A 22,252-nucleotide genomic window follows, 5' to 3' on the forward strand; every position below is an offset into this window, starting at 1 on the left:
ATTATTGCCCTGTAGTGTCACAATGCGGTATGCAGCCCACGCGGCTTTTCTTGGAGTGATGTTGATGCGGTCTCCCTCGAACCAAAGTGTCTCGGCAACCTACTCGGGGCGCAATCTGCACGGGCAGGTGGTCAAGTCCCTGGGCCACGGCGTGGTGGGCGGGGCCTATCCGGCGGGCGAGCTGCTGCCCAACGAAGAGGTGCTGTGCCGCACGCTGGATGTGAGCCGCACCGCGCTGCGCGAGGCCATCAAGGTGCTGGCCGCCAAGGGCTTGCTGGAGTCGCGCCCCCGGGTGGGCACCTGGGTGCGCCCGCAGGCCAGCTGGAACATGCTCGACCCCGACGTGCTTTCGTGGCGCTGCGCCACCGGGCCCGACGCGCAGTTTTTGCGCCACCTCACCGAAATGCGCGAAATCATTGAGCCCGCCGCCGCCGCCCTGGCCGCGCGCAGCCGCAGCCCCGAGCAACTGGCCGCGCTGGAGGCTGCCTTCCACGCCATGGAAAGCGCCAGCAATGTGAATGAATGGGTGGAGGCCGACCTGGCTTTCCACAGCGCCATCCTGCAGGCCACCAATAACCCGTTGCTGGTGCCGCTGGCCGCCATCATCGGCAGTGCGCTGGAGGCCTTGCTGGGCATTTCTGCGCGCAAGGCGGGCGATTTCCACGATGCGCTGCCCGACCACCGCAAGGTGCTGGACGCCATCCGCGCGGGCGACGCGCAGCGGGCCTTGCACCGCATGGCGGTGATGCTGTCGGACACCCGCGACCTGATGCAGCGCTCGGCCATGCTGTCCGACGGCCCGGCCGAGGCGGTGCCTGTGGCGGGCCATGTGGCGCATTCGGCGGGTCCAACGGTGTAACAACCTCCGGTATTTGGTGGGCCAAGGGTTTGTCCTGATCATAGAATGCGCGGTCATTTGTATGATTTATTAGTCCGCGACAGCGCTATCCCACATCCCCACCGCCATGAGCACCGAATCCCCGAAAAAACGCCGTTCCCAGCACTGGTTTGGCGGCACCAGCAAAGACAACTTCATCCACCGCAGCTGGATGAAAAGCGAAGGCCTGCCCGACGACAGCTTCGATGGCCGCCCGGTCATCGGCATCTGCAACACCTGGAGCGAGCTCACCCCCTGCAACCAGCATTTCCGCCAGATCGCAGAGCGCGTGAAGCACGGCGTGCTACAGGCCGGTGGCATTGCGGTGGAATTCCCCGTGTCGTCGCTGGGCGAAACCCTGATGCGCCCCACCGCCATGTTGTACCGCAACCTGGCCAGCATGGACGTGGAAGAGGCCATCCGCGCCCACCCGCTGGACGGCGTGGTGCTGCTGGCGGGCTGCGACAAAACCACGCCCGCCACGCTGATGGGCGCAGCCAGTGTGGATTTGCCCACGCTGGTGGTGTCGGGCGGTGCCATGCTCAACGGCAATTACCGCGGCGAGCCCATCGGTTCGGGCACCCACGTGTGGAAGTTCTCCGAGGCCGTGAACGCGGGCAAGATGACCCTGCCGCAGTTCATGCAGGCTGAGAGCTGCATGTCGCGCTCTGCAGGCGTGTGCATGACCATGGGCACCGCATCGACGATGGCCAGCATGGTCGAGGCGCTGGGCGTGTCCCTGCCCACCAACGCCGCCATTCCCGCCGTGGACTCGCGCCGCCTGGAGCTGGCGCAGCGCTCGGGCCGCATGATTGTGGACATGGTCGAGCGCGACATGCGCCTGTCGCACGTGTTGACCCGCGAAGCCTTTGAAAACGCCATCCGCGTCTGCGGGGCCATCGGCGGCTCCACCAATGCCGTCATCCACCTGATTGCCATCGCCGGGCGCATGGGCGTGCCGCTGTCGCTGGACGACTGGGATCGCCTGGGCCGCGACATCCCCACCATCGTCAACCTGATGCCGTCGGGTGAATACCTGATGGAAGACTTCTACTACGCCGGTGGCCTGCCGGTGGTGATGAAGCGCCTGCTCGAAGCGGGCCTGCTGCACGGCGATGCCATCACCGTCAACAACCGCACCCAGGCGCAAAACGTGGCCCATGCCGAGTGCTTCAACGACAAGGTGATCCGCCCGCTGGACAAGCCCTTGGTGGAGCAGGGCGGCCTGGCCGTGTTGCGCGGCAACCTGGCCCCGCAGGGCGCGGTGATCAAGCCGTCTGCCGCTACGGCCCGCCTGCTGCAGCACCGGGGCAAAGCCGTGGTGTTCGAGAACATCGAGCACTACAAGGAGCGCGTGATGGACCCCGACCTTGACATCGATGCCAACAGCGTGATGGTGCTCAAGAACTGCGGCCCCAAGGGCTACCCCGGCATGGCCGAGGTGGGCAATATGGGCCTGCCGCCCAAGCTGCTGCAGCAGGGCGTGACCGACATGGTGCGCATCTCGGACGCGCGCATGAGCGGCACGGCCTTTGGCACCGTGGTGTTGCACGTGGCCCCCGAAGCCGCCGCCGGTGGCCCGCTGGCCCTGGTGCAAGACGGCGACGAGATCGAGCTGGACGTGGCGGGCCGTGGCCTGCACCTGCACGTGAGCGACGCAGAACTGGCCCGCCGCCGCCAGGCCTGGGTGGCCCCGCCCGAGCCGGCCTCCGGCTACGTGCGCCTGTACCACCGCCACGTGTTGCAAGCCGACCAGGGGGCCGACATGGATTTCCTCGTCGGCTGCCGTGGCGATGCCGTGCCCCGCGATTCGCATTGAGGATGTCCGCATGAAAACCGCACACTACCCCAGCCTGGAAGGCCGCAGCGTGTTCATCACCGGTGGCAGCTCGGGCATCGGTGCCGACATCGTGGTGGGCTTTGCCCGCCAGGGTGCCAAGGTGGCCTTCACGGGCCGCAATGCCGAGTCCGCCGCCAAGGTGCTGGCCGCAGCCAGCGCCGTCGGCCCCACGCCGCTGTTTTTGCAAAGCGAAGCCAGCGACGTAGCCGCACTGCAAGCCGCCATTGCCCAGGCCGCCGCCGCGCACGGCGACATCAGCGTGCTGGTCAACAACGTGGCCAACGATGCGCGCCACGACATCATGGACGTGACCCCCGAAGACTTTGACTGGCGCGTCTCCATCAACCTGCGCCCCGCCTTCTTCGCCGCCCAGGCCGTGGTGCCCGGCATGCGCCGTATGGGGGGCGGGGCCATCGTCAACCTGGGCTCGGTGAGCTGGATGATCAAGGGCAAGGGCTACCCCGTGTACGGCACCTGCAAGTCCGCCACCGTGGGCCTCACCCGCTGCCTGGCCCGCGACCTGGGCCCCGACAACATCCGCGTCAACACCCTGACCCCCGGCTGGATCATGACCGAGAAGCAGCTCACCCACTGGGTGGATGCCGAGGGCGAGCGCCTGATCGACACCAACCAGTGCCTGCCCGGCCGCGTGGTCGGTACCGACGTGGCCCACATGGCGCTGTTTTTGGCGGCCGACGACAGCAGCATGGTCACCGCCCAAGACTTCGTGGTGGACGCGGGCTGGACATAAGCTTGTTGCACACCCCCAGGCTACAGCGCAAGCGCTTTTCGCCAACCCCCTTGCAGGGGGCAACACCAGCAGCCTGGCAAAGCCAGTTCTGCGGTGTTCCACGAACGGGCATCGCTGCGCTTGCCTTGGGTGATACCGCGGCGCTTAATGCGTCTCTGGTATTTCTTCCTCGCCCATCGGGAGAAGGTCGGGGTGGGGGTATTTTCAGGTTTTAAGCCCATTTCCATGAACCCAATTGGCTGCCACCGCCCATTCCATCGGCGTGACAAGCTATCATTTTTAGATCAAAATCTATAGCACCATGCCCCTAACCTGTACTGTCACCCCCATCTGGCCCGCCACCCTGCAACTCGGCGAGGGCACGCTGTGGCACGCCGCCAGCAGCCGCTTCTTCTTTGTGGACATCCTGGGCCAGGCCGTGCACAGCTGGTCGCCCACCACCGACGTGCGACAGAGCTGGCAGATGCCCGAGATGGTCGGCTGGCTGGTGCCCTGTGCCGATGGCCAGGGCTTCATCGCAGGCTTCCAGTCTGGCTTTGTGCGCCTCGCGCTGGAGCCAGAGCTGAAGATCGAACGCCTTGGGTCCCCCCATCCCGACCAGCCCGGCCTGCGCCTCAACGATGCCAAAGCCGATGCCGGTGGCCGCATCTGGGCCGGGTCCATGCACCACGAAAGTCCCCAGCAGCCCCTGGGCCAGCTCGCCTGTCTGCACCCCGATGGGCGCATCGAGGTGGTCGAGCACAACATCCACATCGCCAACGGCCCTGCCATCTCGCCCGACGGCACCGTGCTGCTGCACACCGACAGCCTGCTGCGCAGCATCTACTGCTATCGACTCAGCGCCGACGGCCAGTTGCACAACAAAAACCTCTGGAAAACCTTCGCCCCCGCAGACGGCGAGCCCGACGGCATGACCTTCGATGCCGAAGGCCATGTCTGGGTGGCCTTCTGGGGCGGCAGCTGCCTGCGCCGCTTTAACCTGGCAGGCGACGAGCTGCAACGCATAGACATGCCCGCCAGCCAGATCACCAACGTGGCCTTTGGCGGCGAAAACCTGGATCTGATGCTGGTGACCAGTGCCCGCGTGGGCTTGTCGGAAGAGCAATTGGCCCAGCAGCCGCTGGCGGGCTCGGCCTTTGTGCTGCGCACCGGCGTGCGCGGGGTGGTGCCGGGGGTGTGGGGCTGACGGGGTGGCTCTTAGCCGATGCCATCGGGCTATCTAAGAGCGTCACTTTGAGTGACGCATAAACACCTTATGCGTCAAATAAAGTGTCGTATATGTGGGTGTGCGACAGACAGGCTTGGGGTGCGCTACTCAGATCCCCACTGCCTTCAACTTCACCCGCTTGGCATTCTGGGCCAGCACCGCATCCAGCGTCACCAAGCCCTGCGCTTTGGCCGCCAGCGCGCAGGCCAGGTGCAAGGCATCCCCGGCACGCAGGCCCGTGCTTGCATCCATCGTCAACATGGCCGCCTTGTGGAAGGTGGTGGACTCCACAGGCAGCAATTGCAGGTCGTTGGCGCACACGCGCTCGAATTGCATCCAGGCGGTTTGCGCCTGGGGCTTGGTGAGTTGCCCGGTGCGTTGCTTCAGTGCCAGGGCGCTGGCGAATTCGGTGACGCACCATGCGGCCGAGGCCAGTTCTTCGGTGCACGCCGCGTACCAGCGCAGCACATCCGCCGTGGTGGCCTCGTGGGTGCACAGGGAAACGAGCACGCTGGTGTCTACGTAGAGCATCGGTAATGGGTTCAGTAACGCGCTTCTTCGCGTAGCTGCGCGATCACCGAGGTGCCCAGCGGCAAGGCCTGGCGGCGTTGTTCCAGTTCTTGCGCAAAACCCGCGCGGCTCCAGGTGCTGGCCCGCAGGTTCAGGCCCCCGTCGGCACCCAGGTGGACCTGCAACGGGTCGCCTTCTTTGGCCCCCATTTGCCGCACTGTGTCGGCGGGAATGCGGACGGCCAGGCTGTTACCCCATTTGGCGATTTGGAGGTGCATCATGGTGGTGCGGATATACGTTAGCGTGTCTACAGTTTAGTGCGCGCACGCCCCTTGGGCAAGCCGAATCACCTGGTTTTTCCAGCGCCGTCATTTGCCTTCAGATACTGCGGCATGTGCGTTTGCACCAGTTGCTCCACCAGATCGGCCTGCTGTGCGTCCTTCAGGCGTTTTTTGGGGTCGCGGCCTGGTGCTTTGGAAATCATCCGTTTGATGGCGATAAAGGTGGGCGGGTCCATGGTGTGCATGACGGCCATGTGGCCGGTTTCTGCGACCACGACCTGGCTGAACCTGTGGGCGCTGAGCATGCGGTTGGCACCTTCCACCTGCACGGCCCACATGTCATCTTCGTCGTCGCTCATGCGAAACGGATGCGGGTCACCGTCGATGGCCATGCGGCGGATCACGTCCACCTCGAAGCCTGCGTCGTTGATGGCGGTTTGTTTCTGGTCCTGCATGACGCGAAAGCTGGGGTCGGCTTTGCGCAGGGCGCCGATGAAGGAACTGTCCAGGCGCTTCATTTGCGACACAAAGGCCATGCGTTTGCGGCTGTCGAAGAGTAGGTCGATATCTTGTGTGGCCAGCGCTCCAGGCAGGCAGCGCACGCCACAGGCGCTCTCAAAAGCGTAGAGGGCGTGGGTGCCGATGGTCAAAAAATGCTCTTCCAGCCCGGCGGCTTCCAGGGCGTTGAGGGTTTTAACCACGATGTTGGGCACGCGCCCCACGCGCAGCGCTTTGTTCAGGCGTTGCTGGTCCGCGGCGGCGCTGGTGAGGGCGGCCAAGCGGCTGGTGGCTGCGGCTTTACGGGCCTTGAAGCGCTCAAAAATAGCCTGGGTTTCGGGCGAGAGGAGGCCGAGAGATTTTTGCGCCCCACCGCTGGATTCGCGCACCAGAAACTGCCGGTCGTTCTGGGTGCGCCAGAACATGGAGCCGCGCACCTCCGCTGCCTCCAGCCGCGCGCGGCGCAACTCCAGAAAGACGGTTTCCGCGTCAATGTACTGGCGAGTTTGCGCAGGTTGCAGGTCAAGAAATGGATGCATTTCAGGTGATTTTATAAGAAACCTGGTTTTATCCTGAAATTGTTATTAAATCAACGGCTTAGAGTTCTTTCGCCAACTCCCCCACCAGCTCCCCCAGCCGCGCAAACGCCCGGTCCACCTCCGGCGTGAACGGCCAGCCGCAGTTGACGCGCAAATGGCTCTCAAACCGGTTGGAGTTGGTGAAGATGGTGCCGGGGGCGATCACGGTGTTCTCGGCCAGGGCGGCGTGGAACAGGGCGGTGGCGGACAGGCCGTGGGGCAGCTCGATCCACAGCGACAGGCCGCCGCGCGGCACGGTGAGGCGGGTGCCGGGCGGGAAATAGGTGGCCACGGCCTGGGCGGTCTGGGTGCGCTGGGTGGCCAGGGTAGCTCGCAGGTGGCGCAGATACCGATCAAAAGCGGGCGAGGCGATGAAGCTGGCGGCGGCGCGCTGGCCCAGGCGCTCGTTGCTGCGCGAAGCGGCGAACTTGAGCATCTCCACCCGCGCCTGCCAGCGCCCGGCGCTGACCCAGCCCAGGCGCAAGCCGGGAGCCAGGCATTTGTGCAGCGACGCGCAATACACCACGTGGCCGCTGTCGTCCCAGGATTTGATGGCCCGCAGCGGCTCCATGCGCAGCACGCTGTCATCCACCAGGGCGCTGTAGGTGTCGTCCTCCACCAGGGCCACGTCGTGCTGCTGGCACAGGCGCAGCAGGGCTTGTTTGTGGGCGCTGGGCATGATGCTGCCGGTGGGGTTTTGCAGGTAGGGCACGACCACCACGGCCTTGATGCCCGGCGTGTTGCGCAAGGCCAGTTCCACCGCGTCCACCGAGATGCCGGTGCGCGGGCTGGTGGGGATTTCCAGCGCTTTCAGGCCCAGGCTTTCCAGGGTTTGCAACAGGCCGTAGAAGGTGGGCGACTCCACCGCGATGGTGTCGCCGGGCTGGGCCACAGCGCGCAGGGCCAGGTTCAGTGCTTCGGTGCAGCCGTTGGTGACCTGGATGTCGGCGGCCGACAGCCGCATGCCCGCCAGCAGCGCCCGCTGGGCCAGCACTTCGCGGAACTCGATGCAGCCTTGCGGCGGGGCGGCGCGCACCAGTTGCTCGGGGTCCAGGCGCAGGCTGCGCTGGGCGGCTTGCTGCAGGGCTTTGGCGGGATACAGCTCGGGCGCGCAGCGGGCGGTGGACAGGTTGGTTTTGAAGCGCTGCATGCGCCCCAGCGCCAGAAATTCAGACACCTTGGTGTGGATGCCCACGTACTGCGCCGGGTCGGGCGCGCGCTGCATCGGCGGGTCGTTCACCGGGGCCAGTTTTGCCGCCGCCGATGCCTGGCGCACAAAGTAACCCGAGCGGGGCCGCGCCTCCAGCCAGCCTTCGCTCTCCAGCAAGCGGCAGACCTGCATGGCCGTGGACAGGCTCACCGTGTGCTGGCGCACCACCTCCCGCAGCGACGGCATGCGGTGGCCTGGCAGCAGGCTGCCCGCGTGGATGGCGCTGCGGTAGTGGTCGGCGAGGTGCTGGTATTTGGGCTGGGTGGGCATGGTCATGGCCTGCCCATCATGCGGGCTGGGGTGGGGGCTGAACAGGTACAGACGAGGGCAAAACAGACCATAACAGATGCCAAATTTCTGCACTGTTGCGATACAGATGGGTGGAGTCTGTGGCTGTTCGGCGCAGGCTGGATTTTTTACGCTACAGGCTCTTTCACACAAAGGCCTTGTATGTCCACCCTTGCTGCTCCAGAACCCCTGTTCACCCTGCACCTGCAGCCCGCCCAGCGGGCCTGGGAGCGTTTACCGAGCGGGGCCGAAATCGCCGTGCAACAGGGGGCGGTGCGCCTGCATGTGATGGCCTATCTGGCGGGGCTGTGGGTGGAGCTGCCGGTGCTGTTGCAAGAAGGGCAGCGGCACCGGGTGGAGGTGGCGGGCTGGATGCAGATGGAGGCGGTGGGCACCGCCAAGCTCAGCGCGGTGGCGCGGCCAGGCTGGGGCGTAATGCCTTGGATTTATTCCTGTTTTGATAGCGCCTTGCGCCGATTCCCTAAGCGCAAGAGGCAGTTTTAGCTTGTAAGAATTTACCGCGCTTGCGCACGCGTCAGCAGGTAGTCCTGGTGCACGTGGTTGTCGACAAAGTAGTCGGCGGCCAGGGCTTCGAATCCGGCGCGGAACTGTTGCAACTGCTCGGGCGTACTGGCCAGTTGGGCAACGATTTTTTGCATCGGCCCGATGGTCTGCTCCAGAAACAGGCGGTAGTGGGGGAGGCTCAGGGCGGGCAGGGCCATGGCTCCGCGGGCGAAAAACGGCGGGCTGAACCTGTCGCCCAGGCGCTCGGCAATGGTGGCGGGGTGGCCCCACTGGGGCGGGGGGGCGGCCCCCTCGGGCGGCGGGGGCGCGTGGCGGCCAATGAACCCAAACATCCGCCCAATCATGTGCTCGGGCGGCCAGGTGGCAAAGGCGATGCGGCCCTGGGGTTTGAGCACGCGGCGCATCTCGGCCACCACCAGGGCCGGGCGCGGGGCAAACATGTGGCCAAACTGGCTCAGCACCACGTCAAACGACGCGTCGGCGTAGGGCAGTTGCTCGGCATCGCCTTCGGTCCAGACGATGTCTTCCAGCCCGGCGATGGCGGAGTTGTCGCGCGCCTGCACCAGCAGCTCGGGCGTGAGGTCCAGCCCGGTGACCCGTGCGCCCGCCCGCGCCGCCGTCAGGGCCACCACGCCAGTGCCGGTGCCCACGTCCAGCACCGCCTCGCCCGGGCGGATGTCGGCAAACCGCACCAGGTGCGCCGCCACCGGCAGGGTGAACAAGGCCATGGGCGTAAACGATGCCCACATTGCACGCTGTTGCTGCTTCCAGTCTGCCAACGGGTCGTTTGCCATGGAGCGCTCCTAAACGCCAAATACTAGTTCGCATAGCCCAAAACGCAAGCGATTGCCGGGGATTGCAGATGCAACACAGCCAGCATGCTGCCGACACACAAGATGGTCCGCCGCTTGGGAAGATCACCCCATCGCAAAAACATTGCAACAACCCCAAAGGACCTCACCATGACCCGCTCTTTCAACCGCATCGCCGCTTCCGCCCTGTTCGCCCTGGCTGCTGGCGCTTTCCTCCCCGCACACGCTGCCACCAACGACGCAGACCTGGCCAGCTCGGTACAGTCCGCCATCAGCACCCAACTGGGTAGCGATGCCAAGGACCTGACCGTCACCGCCAACAACGGCACCGTGACTCTGCATGGCTGGGCACAAGGCCCCCAAGAAGATGCCAAGGCCCGTTATATCGCCAGCACCGTGCCCGGCGTGACCAATGCGTACAGCAGCGTGCGTACCTTCTCCAACGACAGCAACGAATAAGCCAAGAATGGGGGCGTTTTAGCCCTCCCGCGCTTATCCTTCCAGCGGTGGTAGCTATCTAAAGAATAGCTACCACCGCTTTTGGCGTTGGAGCGGAAGCTGCCACAATCACCCCCGTCTTCTCTCTCACCTGCTCCATGCAAATCCCCTACGAACTTCTGGTCGGCTGGCGCTACACGCGGGCGGGCCGGGCCACCCGGCGCAACGGCTTCATCAACTTTATTTCTGGCGTGTCCATGCTCGGCATTGCGCTGGGCGTGGCGGCGCTGATCATTGTGCTCAGCGTGATGAACGGCTTTCAGAAAGAGGTGCGCGACCGCATGCTGTCGGTGGTGGCGCACATAGAAATCTTCGCCCCTAACGGCGAGGCCCTGCCGGATGTAGCCAAGACCCTGGCCGAGATCAAACAGAACCCGGCGGTGGTAGGTGCTGCACCTTTTATAGCAAGCCAAGCCCTGCTGGCGCGCGGTGAGGACATGAAAGGCACGATAGTGCGCGGCATCGACCCGGCGCATGAAGGCGAGGTGACTGACCTGGCCGTGGCCTTGCCCAAAGAGACGATGGCCAAGCTGGTGCCCGGCGAGTTTGGCGTGGTGCTGGGCATCGACCTGGCGCGCAGCCTGGGCGTGCGCCTGGGCGACCCGGTCACGCTGATCGCCCCCAGCGGCCAGGTCACCCCGGCGGGCGTGGTGCCGCGCCTGAAGCAGATGACGGTAGTGGGCACGTTTGAGTCGGGCCACTTTGAATACGACTCGGCCCTGCTGATGCTGCATATGGATGATGCGGCTCGCATCTTCCGGCTTGAAGGCCCCACCGGCATCCGCGTCAAGCTGCAGGACCTGCACCAGGCGCGCGAGGTGGCCCAGCAGCTGGCGGGCAGCCTCAGCGGCAACTTGTTGATCCGCGACTGGACGCAGCAAAACAAAACCTGGTTCGCCGCGGTGGAGCTGGAGAAACGCATGATGTTCATCATCCTCACGCTGATCGTGGCCGTGGCGGCGTTCAACCTGGTCAGCACCCTGGTGATGACCGTGACCGACAAGCGCGCCGACATCGCCATCCTGCGCACCCTGGGCGCCAGCCCGCGCAGCATCATGGGCATCTTCATGGTGCAGGGCGCGATGGTGGGTGTGATGGGCACGCTGGCCGGGCTGCTGCTGGGCCTGGGCATTGCCTTCAACATCGACGTGATCGTGCCCGCGCTGGAACACTTGTTCAAAGCCAGCTTTTTGCCGCGTGAGGTGTATTTCATCAGCCATATGCCCAGCGAACCGCAGCAGTCCGACATCCTGCCGATCGCGGTGATCTCGCTGATCCTGTCTTTTGTGGCCACCATTTACCCGAGCTGGCACGCCAGCCGCGTCAACCCCGCCGAGGCTCTCCGTTATGAGTAAGTTGGTACTGCAGGCCACAGGCCTGACCAAGCGTTTCACCGAGGGCCGCCTGGACGTGACCGTGCTCAAGGGCGTGGACCTGCAGGTGTTTGCGGGCGAAACCGTGGCCATCGTTGGTGCGTCCGGCTCGGGTAAAAGCACGCTGCTGCACCTGCTGGGCGGGCTGGACGCACCCAGCAGCGGCGCGGTGCAGCTCCATGGCCACGACATGGCCCAGTGGGATGCGGCCGAGCAGGGCCGCCAGCGCAACCAGCACCTGGGCTTTGTCTACCAGTTCCACCACCTGCTGCCCGAGTTCAGCGCGCTCGACAATGTGGCCATGCCCTTATGGATTCGGCGGCTACCGCGCGACCAGGCGGCACAAGCAGCTATGAAAATACTAGCGTTGGTGGGTTTGCAGGACCGCGTGCACCACCGGCCCGCCGAGCTCTCGGGCGGCGAGCGCCAGCGCGTGGCCATCGCCCGCGCCCTGGTGGCCCAGCCCGCCTGCGTGCTGGCCGACGAACCCACCGGCAACCTGGACCGCAGCACCGCCGATGGCGTGTTTGCGCTGATGCTGCAACTGGCCCGCGACCAGGGCACGGCCTTTGTGCTGGTGACCCATGACGAGACTTTGGCGGCCCGCTGCGGACGCACTTTGCGCCTCAACCAGGGCCAATTCGCCGCAGCTTGAACCTGCTATTCGCTGTATAAACACCGATTTGCACCCTTCTTGCACAAGCGTACACTCGGTAAATTGTGTATTTTTGTATCGGAGTCGGGTCTGACGTGAGCCTGCCAGGGCCCATATCCGTGCCCTGCCAGCGCTACCTGGGTGAGCGCGTTACGGGATCATCGAGTTCAAGACAAAGGGCGAGTCCATGCCAGGTAAGGATAAATTCCACGCGCGGGTTCTCCAGGTGCTGCGCGACAGCCGCGTATTTGGCACGCTGGACCAGGCGGTGTTGAACGAGCTGGCCGGTGTGCTGGAGCTGCAGGAAGTGCGCGGTGGCAGCCTGGTGCTGGAAGAGGGCGCGGCGGCCGACAGCATGTTCTTCGTGATTACCGGCCGCCTGCGGGCTTCGCGCCGCAACCGCGACGGCAGCGTCTTGTTGTACAACGAAATCCGACCCGGCGAGAGCGTGGGCGAGATGGGCATGATCCTGCGCCAGCCGCGCACCGCCGACGTGACCGCCGTGCGCGACTCCACCCTGGCCGTGCTGGACCGCAGCCACTTCGAGGCCATGCTGGTGCGCCATCCGCTGGCCTTCAACCGGGTGTTTTCCCAAGCTATTTTTGACCACCTGCGCCACACGACCCAGGTGGTGGATCGGCACCAGGCCCAGGCCTTTGTGGTGGTGCCGCTGCACGAGGGGGCGGGCTCTGCCGAGGTGGCGCGCGGCCTGGCCCAGGCCTTTGGGCGCATGGGCCGGGTGCACCACATCACCCCCTCGGCCGAGCTGGAGCGCGGCTCGCAAACCTCGGAAGGTGCGGGCAGTGCCGACCGTTTTGACGCGCTGGAAGATGCCTACGACTTTTTGGTCTACGAGGCCGATGCCACGCCCTCTTCGTGGACGCGGCGGGCCTTTCGCCAGGCCGACCAGGTGATCTTTGTGGCCAATGCCGGAGCCTCGCGCGAACGCGGCGCGCTGGAGCAGCAGCTCATCGACGAGCCTGGCTTCGGCATGAAGCGCCAGCACCTGGTGGTGCTGTACCCGGCGGCGACCGCCGCCCCCGAGGTGACCACCGTCTGGCGCGCCGGGCGGCAGATTGAACGCGTCTATCCCACGCGCAGCCAGCATGCGGGCGATTACGCCCGGCTGGCGCGCTACCTGACGGGCCGCGCCGTGGGCGTGGTGCTGGGCGGCGGCGGGGCGCGCGGTTTTGCCCATCTGGGCGTGCTGCGGGCCATGCAGGAGGCGAATATCCCGGTCGATCTGGTCGGCGGCAACAGCATGGGCGCGCTCATCGGGGCGCAGTATGCCTGTGGCCTGCCGCTGAACCAGATCCGCGACCAGACCCGCAAGTTTGCCGAGGGCGGCGAGTGGCCCACCCTGCCGCTGGTGTCCATCGTCTCGGGCGGCCGCGTTAAACGCGACCTGCGCGCCATGTTTGGCGACACCCAGATGGATGCCCTGTGGACCCCGTACTTTGCAGCGGCCTGCAACCTCACCAAGGGCGGCACCATGGTGCAGGAGACCGGGCCGCTGTGGCGCGCCGTGCTGGCCAGTAATTCGCCCGCAGGCCTGTTCCCGCCGGTGCTGGTGGACGGCAATTTGCTGGTGGACGGCGCCATTCTGGAAAACGTGCCGGTGGACGCGATGCGCATGCGCCTGGGCGTACCGCTGGAGAAGCGCCGTGGCAACGGCACCATCGTCGCCATCGACGTGGACGTGCAGATCGAGATGGGCGTGGACCCGGCGCTGGAGCGCCTGTCGGTGCGCCACACCCTCAAAGGCATGGTGTCGCGCAAGCCCCGCAGCACCCCGGGCATCACCGAAATCTTGTACCGTGCCGGGCACATTGGCGGCCTGCACCAGCGTGCGGCCACCATCGCCCAGGCCGACCAGTACCTGGAGCCGCCGGTGGCGGGTTTCTCCCTGATGGCCTACAGCCGTGCCGACGAAATTATTGAGGTGGGCTACCGCCATGCGATGGAGACAATCGAAAAATGGAAGCTGTAACGCCGGTAGAGCGTCGCCAGGAAGACCTGACCCTGTCCCTGAGCCAGCGCGAGGTCTGGCTGGACCAGCGTACCTGGGCGGGCAGTGCGCACCTGAACATCGGCGGCGGCGCGTTTTTGATGGGGCCGCTGCACCTGCCGCGCTTCAAGGAAGCCCTGGCCCAGCTGGTGGCCGAAAGCGATGCCTTGCGCCTGGCCCCGATGGCCGACGGCAGCCAGACCCTGCTGTCGCACAGCGCACTGAACCTGGAAGAGGTGGACCTGTCGGCCGAGGCCGACCCCAAAGAGGCCATGCGCATCTGGTGGCAGCAGCGCATGACCGTGCCCTTTGTGCTGGACGGCACGCCCCCCTGGCGCTTTGCCCTGCTGCGCGCCAGCGATGTGCTGCACGGGCTGACCATCCAGTTCCACCATCTGGTGATGGACGGCTGGGGCACCTCGCAGGTGATGCGCCGCTGGAGCGAGCTGTACAACGCGCTGGAGGCGGGCCAGGCCCCGGCGCTGCGCAGCGACCCCGGCTACAAGAAGTTCATTGAAGAGTCTGCCCTGTACCACCAGTCGCCCGCGTTCGAGCGCGATGCCGAATACTGGCGCGGGCAAATGCCGGTGCTGCCCCCGGCCCTGATCGAGCGCCGCTACGCCAGCGCCCGCCAGCACGAGCTACCCGCCGCCCACATGGGGATGCAGCGCATCCCCCGCGCCGGGTACGACCGGCTGCGCCAGGTGGCGGCCGAGCGCGGCTCCAGCGCCTTCAACTTCTTTCTGGCGGCTTTGATCCTGTACTTTGGCCGCGTCAGCAACCGCCAGGAAGTGGTGGTCGGCGTGCCCAGCCTGAACCGGGGCGGGCGCCGTTTTACCGACACGCTGGGCATGTTTGTGGGTGTGATACCGGTGGCGGTGCAACTGGCCCCCGACATGACCCTGGGCGGGCTGCTGGCCGCCGTGGGCAGCGCCATGCGGGCGGCATTGCGGCATCCGCGCTACCCCTTGAGCGAGCTGGGCCGCACGCTGGAGGTGGCGCGCAACCGCCGTGACGGCCTGTTTGACGTGCTGCTGTCGTTTGAGCGGCAAGACTACGCGGTGTCGTTTGGCACCGCCGAGCTGGTCGAGTCGCGCCAGCTGTTCTCGGGCCGGGCCCGCTTTCCGCTGGGCGTGACGGTGTGCGAGTTCCATGCCGACGAGGACGTGGAGCTGGCGCTGGAGGCCAGCGCCGCCTGCTTTGCCGAGGGCGAGGTGGAGCTGCTGGGCCGCCGCGTGTGGCACCTGGTCGAGGCCACCATGGGCCCACCCGAAACCCTGCTCGACAGCATTGCGCTGGTGCCACCCGAAGAGCACTGGATGGTGATCGACGGCCTGCACAAGGACGTGGCCGCCATGGCCGTGGTCGAGCCTTTTGTGGTTCAGTTCGCGCACCATGCCGGTTTGCGCCCCGAGTCCAACGCCCTGGTGTGGAACGACGGCCAGGGCACCGGCGAAATGGACTACGCCACGCTGGATGCCGTGTCCACCCACCTGGCCTGGCGGCTGCTGGCGCTGGGCGCGGGCAAGGACACCACCATCGCCCTGGTCATGGACCGCTCGCCCGACTGGGTGGTGGCCATGCTGGCCGTGGCCAAGGCCGGTGCGGCGTTTTTGCCGCTCGACCCCGAGGCCCCGCTGGCCCGGCTGGCCGCCATTTTGGAAGAGGCCGGTGCCATCGCCGTGCTGATCCAGCCACACACCGAAGAACGCCTGGGCAGCCTGCACCCCCGCACCCTGCTAGCGGATTGGACCCAGGCCCTGGCCGAGGTAGGCCGCCACGGCCTGCAGCGGCTGACCACCCAGCCTGCGGCGGACGACCTGGCCTATGTGCTGTTCACCTCGGGCTCCACCGGGCGGCCCAAGGGCGTGATGATCGAGCACGGCACGCTGGCCCGCCGCCTGGGCTGGTTGTCGCGGGCCTATGCGGTGGAATGGCACGACCGCTCGGCCCAGGCCACCCAGGTCACGTTTGACCCCTCGCTGATCGAGCTGCTGCTGCCGCTGGTGCACGGTGCCAGCGTGGCCCTGCCGCCGCCGGGGCGTTTGCTGCCCGAGTCGCTGGCCGACTTTGCAGTGCGCCACCGGGTCACCATCATGGCCTTCGTGCCCAGTACCCTGAGCCGGTTTCTGGATTCGGCCGGGCACCGCAAAGACCTGAAGCTGCGCGTGGCTTGCTGCGGTGGCGAGGTGCTGTCGCCCGAGCTGGCGCAGCGCTTTTTGAAAGAAACCGGGGGCCGCCTGTACAACGTCTACGGCCCCACCGAAACCGCCATTTTCGCCACCGCCTGGGAGTGCGAAAACCACCGCACCGACACCGCCTTGCCGATTGGCCGCCCCATCGACGACACCCGTATCTACGTGCTCGACCCGGCGCTGCGCCCCATGCCGCTGGGCGTGCCGGGGGAAATCTACATCGGCGGCGAGACGCTTGCGCGTGGCTACCTGAACCGCCCCGAGCTGGACGCGCAGGTGTTTCTGCCCGACCCGTTCCGCCCCATTGGCCAGGGCCACCGCATGTACCGCACCGGCGACCGCGGCTGGTTGGGCAGCGACGGCAATCTGCACTTTCTGGGTCGGCTTGACCGGCAGGTCAAGCTGCGCGGCTACCGCATCGAGCTGGGCGAAATCGAGTCGGCGCTGTCGGCGATTGAAGGCGTGCTGCAAGCGGCGGCCAAGCTGATCGAGCGCAAAGGCAAGCCACAAATCCATGCCTGGGTGGCGGCCATCGGCAACCCGTCGGTGGAGAGCCTGCAGGCCGTGCTGCGCATGCGCCTGCCCGACTACATGGTTCCCAGCGGCATCAGCATCCTGCCGGGCCTGCCGGCCAGCGTAGCGGGCAAGACCGACTACGACGCGCTGCCCGACCCGAGCCACACTGCCAGTTCCACCCAGGCCCGCAAGGCCAATCGGCGTTATGAGGCCGAGCTGCTGGCGCTGTGGGAAGACGTGCTGGACACCCGGCCCATCACGGTGTTCGACAACTTCTTTGACCTGGGCGGCGACTCGCTGGCTGCCGTCACCATGCTGAGCAGCATCGAGAAGCTGGTGGGCCGCAAGGTGCCGATGTACCTGATCACTGAACACCCCAGCATCGAAAGCCTGGCGGTGGCGCTGGCCGACAAGAGCAAAGGCCCCAGCGTGATGCTGAACCTGGGGGCCGACACCGGGCGGGTGCCGCTGTACCTGGCGGCCTCGGGCCACGGCGACCTGCTGCGCTTCCAGAACCTGGCGCGCGCACTCGGCAATGCCTGCGATGTGCACATGCTGCAACCCCCGTTCACCGAGCCCATCGCCTGCATCGACGACCTGGCCACCCTGTATGCCGATGCCATCCAGGCGCACGGCAAGCGGCCCGGTTTTCTGGCCGGGTTCTCGGTGGGCGGTATTGCCGCGCTGGAGGCCAGCCGCTTGCTGCAGCAACGGGGGATTCCGGTGCGCGGGCTGTTTTTGATCGACACCACCTATCCGGCTTCGCGCCTGGGCGGCACGGCGTTCTGGCGGTTTTCGGGCTGGCTGGTGAAACGCTTTCGCATCCAGGAGCTGAGCCTGAATGGCCGCCGCATGGGGGCCATGTTCAACGACCCCGGCCTGGTCAGCCAGGTGATGGCCCTTAAGGGCTACAGGCCTGCGGGTTATGACGGGCCTACGCTGCTGCTCAAGTCGTCTGGCCTGGCGAGTTGGAGCCGCTGGCTGTTCCGGCCCTGGGGGCGGCTGATGCCCAAACATTTGTACGAGCACCAGATCCGCGGGCTGCACGGCTCGATCTTTGAGCCCGGCAACGTGACCGAGCTGGCCCTGGTGATCGCTGAGCGCATGGACAAGGCGGCACCTTGAATGCGTCCATGCGTTGGCGCGTCGTCGGCCTGGTGCTGGTGGTGGCCGCGCTGGTAGGCCTGGCCGTGGCCTGGAGCGCTTCGCCGCTGCGCCAGTGGCTGGATGCCGACCGCATCGTCGCTACGCTGCGGGAGCTGGGGGCATCCTTCGGACCCGTCGCCGCGATTCTGGGCTTTGCGGTGGCCAGTGTGCTGGTGGTGCCGCTGGGCTTTTTGACCCTGGTGGCCCTGGTGGCCTTTGGGCCCTGGATGGGCATGGCCACCACCTTCGGCGGGGCATTGCTGGGGGCCATGGCCAGCTACGGCCTGGGGCATCTGCTGGGCAACCCGGTGCTGCAAAAGCTGGGTGGTGAGCGGGTCAACACCGTCAGCCGCCGCCTGGCCGAACGCGGCCTGCTGGCAGTGATTGCGGTGCGGGTGGTGCCGATTGCGCCGTTTGCCATCGTCAACATGGTCGCCGGGGCCTCGCATATCCGCCTGCGTGACATGGTGCTGGGCACCGCGCTGGGCATGGCCCCGGGCACGGTGATCATGGCATTTTTTGTGGAGCAGATCGTGGCCGCCTTCCGCCAGCCCGGCCCGCTGGCGGTGGCCATTGTGCTGGGCCTGCTGGCACTGGTCGCCGTGGGGGGCTGGGCGGCGCGGAAGTATTTGCGCTAAGGCCAGACCTGGGCTTGGCGCGGGCGGCAGGGCCCTTATCGGTCTGGAAAACGGGGTTACCACCAGTCTGCGGTGTAATGCCCCACTGCATTGCGCCGCCCCCAGGGCGGCGTTGACGGCCTTTTTCGTATCCCGCAGATGGCCGCCCAGGCCCCTGAACCCGATGCCGTGGTCCGTGGGCGCATCCGCCCGGACTGGCTATTCATAATTCTTTAATAGGCTGTTATTTTTTGTTTACTATGTATTGTTTATGTATTTATGGCGAATGATTTTTTGATTTAAAAAATATATAACATATTAATAATAAATAAATCCGTCTCCATGAAGCATCCGCGCGCGCCCCGCACTCCCAAAATCATCCGCCATGGTCTGCGCAAGGCCTTTTCCTTTTTACCCCGCCCCATTCGATTTTCCATTTACCGGTCGTTTGTCGAATGCGACCCGAATCCTGACGCACGGCTGGAGTTGAAAATTGCCGATACCCAGGACGAACTGGAAGCCTGCTTCAAGCTGCTGCACGATGCCTATGTGGGCAGCGGCTTCATGCAGCCCGATCCGTCGGGGCTGCGGGCTACGGTCTACCACGCGCTGCCGACCACCACCACCCTGTGCGCCAAATTCGACGGCGAGGTGGTGGGCACCATTTCGCTGATCCGGGAGAGCAGTTTTGGCTTTCCCATGCAGACGGTGTTTGATCTGAACGAAATCCATGCCGAGAAAGGCAAGATTGCCGAGATATCGGCCCTGGCGGTGCACCCCCGGTTCCGCAAAAGCGGCGGCTCCATCCTGTTTCCGCTGATGAAGTTCATGTACCAGTACAGCACCACCTTCTTCGACACCTACCACCTGGTGATTGCGGTGAACCCCGACCGGATCGAGATGTACGAGTCGCTGCTGTTCTTCAAGCGCCTGCAAAAAAATACCGTGCAAAACTACGACTTTGCCAATGGCGCACCGGCCGTGGGGGCGACGCTGAATTTGCTGCAGGCACCGAAGCTGTTCAAAAAAATATACGGGGGTAAGCCCAAGCGCAAAAACCTGTATTTTTATTTTGTCAAAACCAAGCTCAAAAATATTGTTTTGCCCACCCGCCGGTACTTCACCACCAATGACCCGGTGATGACGCCCGAGATGCTGGACTATTTCTTCAACCAGCGGACCCAGGTGTTCGCCCATTTGTCCGACCGCGAAAAGCTGCTGCTGGCCTCCATCTACGACATGCCCCATTACCAGGCGGTGCTGCCCCCGGTGGCCGGGTCCGCCGCATCGCCGCAAGACATCCGCCAACACCGGCGCTACTCACTGAAGTGCCGTGGCACGCTGACCGTGGGTACGCAGACCATGGCGCTGCAACTGGTCGAGTTGTCCGACGATGGCTTCCAGGCCCATGCCAAGGGCGAAGTGCCGCTGAATATGTGGTCGAGCGTCCGAATCCAGCTGGGCAGCGCCGAGGCATCGACCCTGCAGGTGATTGCGGTGCGGGGGGAGTCGCATGGCGACTACCACTATTACGGCTTCAAGCTGGCCTCGCCCGACCTTGCTTGGCGCAAGTTTGTGGCGGCGCTGCAGTCGGGTGTTACCGCCAAGGACCTGGACAACGCCAGCCTGTTTCTGCCCGGCCACCAAGACTTCGATGCCACCACTGTGCCGGACGATCTGGCGCGGCCGGAATTCGAAGACACCCGGCCCGTGCGCTGAGGGGTACAGTCGGTCCCCATGTGGATCGACACGCACTGCCATCTGGATGCCCCAGAATTTAAAGAAAATCATGCTCTGGCGCTTATCCTTAGAGCACGAGCAGCTATTGAAAATGTAGCGCTGTGCGTGCTGCAAGGGGTGATGGCGGCCAACTTCGACACGGTGCGCAGGTTGGCCCACCAGACCCAAGATGCCTACGCGCTGGGCATCCACCCGCTGTTCGTGGCCCGCAGCCAGGACGGCGACCTGGACCTGCTGGATGCCGCGCTGACCGCCCACCGTGGCGACCCGCGCCTGGTGGCCGTGGGCGAGATCGGGCTGGACTACTTTGTGCCCGCACTGCAAGAGCCCGCTTTGCTGGCGCGGCAACAGTTTTTTTACCGCGCCCAGCTCAAGCTGGCCAAAAAGCACGGCCTGCCGGTGATCCTGCACGTGCGCCGCAGCGCCGACCATGTGCTGAAACACCTGCGTGCCGTAGCCGGGCCGGGCGGTACGTGGTGCGGCATTGCCCACGCCTTCAATGGCAGCCCGCAGCAAGCACAAGCCTGTATCGACATGGGTTTGAAACTGGGCTTTGGCGGAGCCATGACTTTTGAGGCCGCCAACCAGTTGCGCCGCCTGGCCGCCAGCCTGCCGCTGGAAGCCTTGGTGCTGGAAACCGACGCGCCCGACATTCCGCCCCAGTGGCTGTACACCACTGCCGCCCAGCGCGCGGCGGGCCAGCCGCAGGGTATCAACTCGCCGCTGGAGCTGCCGCGCATCGGTGCGGTGCTGGCCGGGCTGCGTGGGGTGGATGTGGCCGTGGTCGAAGCGGCCACCACCGCCAATGCATTGGCCGCCTTGCCGCGTTTGAAAGCCTTGCTGCCATGACCCGGCTTGTCGGTCTGCCGCCGCTGGTGATGCCTGATACACGGCTGCTGGTGCTGGGCAGCTTTCCGGGCGCGGCCTCGCTCGCGGCGCAGCAGTACTACGGCCATCCGCAAAACCAGTTCTGGCGTATCTTGCAAGCGATTTATGCCCCCCGTGCTGATCCCATGAGCACGAGTAGCTATGAAAAAAAGAGCAATTGGATGCTGTCACACGGCGTAGGCCTGTGGGACGTATACGCCAGTTGCGAGCGCCAGGGCAGCCTGGATAGCCAGATCCGCAACGCCGAGGTCAACGACTTCGCCTCCCTGCGCCAGCGCTGCCCGCAACTGCGGGCCGTCGCGCACAATGGGGCCGAGAGTTTTCGCCACACAAGGCAGCTAGAAAATTTGGGCCTGCCCACCGTGCGCCTGCCATCCACCAGCCCGGCGAATGCCAGCTGGAGCTTTGAGCGCAAGCTGGCCGCCTGGCGCGACGTTTTTGAACAATTTGGATTGATTGAAATTAATGGCCCGTAAATCTGTTGCAAGTGCAACTTCTTCCGCCCTGCCCGAAGTCAATTTTTGCGACTACGGCGACGTGCGCACCCTGCACCTGGGCACCGAGTGGGTCCAAGGCTCGATGCTGCTGGACACGCCCTATGAGATCGAGCTGGAGTACGTGCAGCGCATGATGGCCTGGCTGCTGTTTGTGCCGCCCAGCAGCGTGGCCAAGCGCCATGCCATGCAGCTCGGCCTGGGCGCGGCGGCGCTCACCAAGTTTTGCCGCAAGAAGCTGCGCATGAACACCACCGCGGTAGAGCTGAACCCGCAAGTCGTCTCGGCCTGCCGCTTCTGGTTCAAGCTGCCGCCCGACGACGAGCGCCTGCACATCGTGCTGGGCGACGCGGCCCTGAAAATCCAGAACACCGATTGGGCAGGTACCGTGGACGCGCTGCAGGTGGACTTGTACGACGAAGACGCCGCAGCCCCCGTGCTGGACAGCGCCGACTTCTACGCCGACTGCCGCAAGCTGCTCACCGAAGAGGGCTGCATGACCGTCAATCTGTTCGGCGAATCCAGCAGCTACCCGGCCAGCGTGGAAAAGATCACCGCCGCCTTCGGGGCCGACGCGGTGTGGGCCTTCAAACCCACGCGCGAGGGCAACACCGTGGTGCTGGCCCAGCGCAATGCCACCCGGCCTAGCCGCGAAGACCTGGTGGAGCGCGCCGATGTGATCCAAACGCGGTGGGGCCTGCCCGCCGCAAAATGGCTGAAAGTTTTTAAACCCGTAGTCGCTTAA

The 22,252-nt window shown here is 65.3% G+C and carries 20 protein-coding genes; 15 read left to right on the top strand and 5 right to left on the bottom strand.

Annotation, left to right across the window (positions count from 1 at the left end; translation table 11 throughout):
* The first annotated feature begins 64 nt into the window (after positions 1-64).
* The 4 genes from AC097O_RS06975 (at position 65) to AC097O_RS06990 (ending at position 4,654) form a co-directional block, all read left to right on the top strand.
* Positions 65-859 (top strand): FadR/GntR family transcriptional regulator, encoded by a 795-nt coding sequence (locus AC097O_RS06975; protein ID WP_479592124.1) that lies wholly within the window; start codon positions 65-67, stop codon positions 857-859.
* A 106-nt stretch (positions 860-965) separates the two neighbouring features.
* Positions 966-2,696, top strand: a complete 1,731-nt coding sequence (locus AC097O_RS06980) for an IlvD/Edd family dehydratase (RefSeq protein WP_479592125.1) — start codon at positions 966-968, stop codon at positions 2,694-2,696.
* A gap of 10 nt (positions 2,697-2,706) precedes the next feature.
* Positions 2,707-3,468: an SDR family NAD(P)-dependent oxidoreductase gene (locus AC097O_RS06985; protein ID WP_479592126.1), complete on the top strand. Its 762-nt coding sequence runs from the start codon at positions 2,707-2,709 to the stop codon at positions 3,466-3,468.
* A 301-nt stretch (positions 3,469-3,769) separates the two neighbouring features.
* Positions 3,770-4,654: an SMP-30/gluconolactonase/LRE family protein gene (locus AC097O_RS06990; RefSeq protein WP_479592127.1), complete on the top strand. Its 885-nt coding sequence runs from the start codon at positions 3,770-3,772 to the stop codon at positions 4,652-4,654.
* 129 nt (positions 4,655-4,783) lie between these two features.
* On the opposite strand, the gene AC097O_RS06995 is transcribed toward AC097O_RS06990, so the two are convergent.
* From AC097O_RS06995 to AC097O_RS07010, 4 genes are all read right to left on the bottom strand, one after another.
* A complete protein-coding gene (locus AC097O_RS06995; protein WP_479592128.1) occupies positions 4,784-5,206 on the bottom strand; it encodes a type II toxin-antitoxin system VapC family toxin in 423 nt (140 codons plus the stop codon).
* Positions 5,207-5,217: 11 nt separating this feature from the next.
* Positions 5,218-5,466, bottom strand: a complete 249-nt coding sequence (locus tag AC097O_RS07000) for an AbrB/MazE/SpoVT family DNA-binding domain-containing protein (RefSeq protein WP_479592129.1) — start codon at positions 5,464-5,466, stop codon at positions 5,218-5,220.
* A 65-nt stretch (positions 5,467-5,531) separates the two neighbouring features.
* On the bottom strand, positions 5,532-6,503 hold the full coding sequence (locus tag AC097O_RS07005) for a GSU2403 family nucleotidyltransferase fold protein (protein WP_479592130.1): 972 nt from the start codon (positions 6,501-6,503) through the stop codon (positions 5,532-5,534).
* 58 nt (positions 6,504-6,561) lie between these two features.
* The gene (locus AC097O_RS07010) at positions 6,562-8,022 is read right to left on the bottom strand and encodes an aminotransferase-like domain-containing protein (RefSeq protein WP_479592394.1); all 1,461 of its coding nucleotides are present in this window, start codon (positions 8,020-8,022) and stop codon (positions 6,562-6,564) included.
* 180 nt (positions 8,023-8,202) lie between these two features.
* Here AC097O_RS07010 and AC097O_RS07015 point away from each other — a divergent pair, with 180 nt between their 5' ends.
* Positions 8,203-8,544: a hypothetical protein gene (locus tag AC097O_RS07015; protein ID WP_479592131.1), complete on the top strand. Its 342-nt coding sequence runs from the start codon at positions 8,203-8,205 to the stop codon at positions 8,542-8,544.
* An 11-nt stretch (positions 8,545-8,555) separates the two neighbouring features.
* Here the strand turns inward: AC097O_RS07015 and AC097O_RS07020 are convergent, their stop codons facing one another.
* The gene (locus AC097O_RS07020; RefSeq protein WP_479589203.1) at positions 8,556-9,359 is read right to left on the bottom strand and encodes a class I SAM-dependent methyltransferase; all 804 of its coding nucleotides are present in this window, start codon (positions 9,357-9,359) and stop codon (positions 8,556-8,558) included.
* A 168-nt stretch (positions 9,360-9,527) separates the two neighbouring features.
* On the opposite strand from AC097O_RS07020, the gene AC097O_RS07025 reads away from it, so the two are divergent.
* The 10 genes from AC097O_RS07025 to AC097O_RS07070 all read left to right on the top strand — a co-directional run bounded on the left by AC097O_RS07025 (position 9,528) and on the right by AC097O_RS07070 (position 22,252).
* Entirely contained in the window at positions 9,528-9,836 is a 309-nt protein-coding gene (locus tag AC097O_RS07025; protein WP_479592132.1) for a BON domain-containing protein, read from the top strand.
* A gap of 137 nt (positions 9,837-9,973) precedes the next feature.
* Entirely contained in the window at positions 9,974-11,230 is a 1,257-nt protein-coding gene (locus AC097O_RS07030; RefSeq protein WP_479592133.1) for a lipoprotein-releasing ABC transporter permease subunit, read from the top strand.
* Positions 11,223-11,903, top strand: a complete 681-nt coding sequence (lolD, locus tag AC097O_RS07035; RefSeq protein WP_479592134.1) for a lipoprotein-releasing ABC transporter ATP-binding protein LolD — start codon at positions 11,223-11,225, stop codon at positions 11,901-11,903. The genes AC097O_RS07030 and lolD overlap by 8 nt, the downstream gene beginning before the upstream one ends.
* Positions 11,904-12,090: 187 nt before the next feature.
* Positions 12,091-13,893 carry a cyclic nucleotide-binding and patatin-like phospholipase domain-containing protein gene (locus AC097O_RS07040; protein ID WP_479592135.1) on the top strand — a complete coding sequence of 601 codons (1,803 nt, stop codon included), beginning with the start codon at positions 12,091-12,093 and terminating at the stop codon, positions 13,891-13,893.
* On the top strand, positions 13,881-17,747 hold the full coding sequence (locus AC097O_RS07045; RefSeq protein ID WP_479592136.1) for a non-ribosomal peptide synthetase: 3,867 nt from the start codon (positions 13,881-13,883) through the stop codon (positions 17,745-17,747). Before AC097O_RS07040 ends, AC097O_RS07045 begins: the two co-directional genes overlap by 13 nt.
* 8 nt (positions 17,748-17,755) lie before the next feature.
* Positions 17,756-18,406, top strand: a complete 651-nt coding sequence (locus AC097O_RS07050) for a TVP38/TMEM64 family protein (RefSeq protein ID WP_479592137.1) — start codon at positions 17,756-17,758, stop codon at positions 18,404-18,406.
* A gap of 321 nt (positions 18,407-18,727) precedes the next feature.
* Complete coding sequence (locus AC097O_RS07055) at positions 18,728-20,104, top strand: GNAT family N-acetyltransferase (RefSeq protein ID WP_479592138.1); 1,377 nt, start codon at positions 18,728-18,730, stop codon at positions 20,102-20,104.
* Between the two features lie 18 nt (positions 20,105-20,122).
* The gene (locus tag AC097O_RS07060) at positions 20,123-20,974 is read left to right on the top strand and encodes a TatD family hydrolase (protein ID WP_479592139.1); all 852 of its coding nucleotides are present in this window, start codon (positions 20,123-20,125) and stop codon (positions 20,972-20,974) included.
* Positions 20,971-21,489 (top strand): DNA-deoxyinosine glycosylase, encoded by a 519-nt coding sequence (locus AC097O_RS07065; protein WP_479592140.1) that lies wholly within the window; start codon positions 20,971-20,973, stop codon positions 21,487-21,489. Before AC097O_RS07060 ends, AC097O_RS07065 begins: the two co-directional genes overlap by 4 nt.
* Complete coding sequence (locus AC097O_RS07070) at positions 21,479-22,252, top strand: class I SAM-dependent methyltransferase (RefSeq protein WP_479592141.1); 774 nt, start codon at positions 21,479-21,481, stop codon at positions 22,250-22,252. Before AC097O_RS07065 ends, AC097O_RS07070 begins: the two co-directional genes overlap by 11 nt.

It is taken from the genome of Rhodoferax sp. LS1P39 (assembly GCF_056521425.1).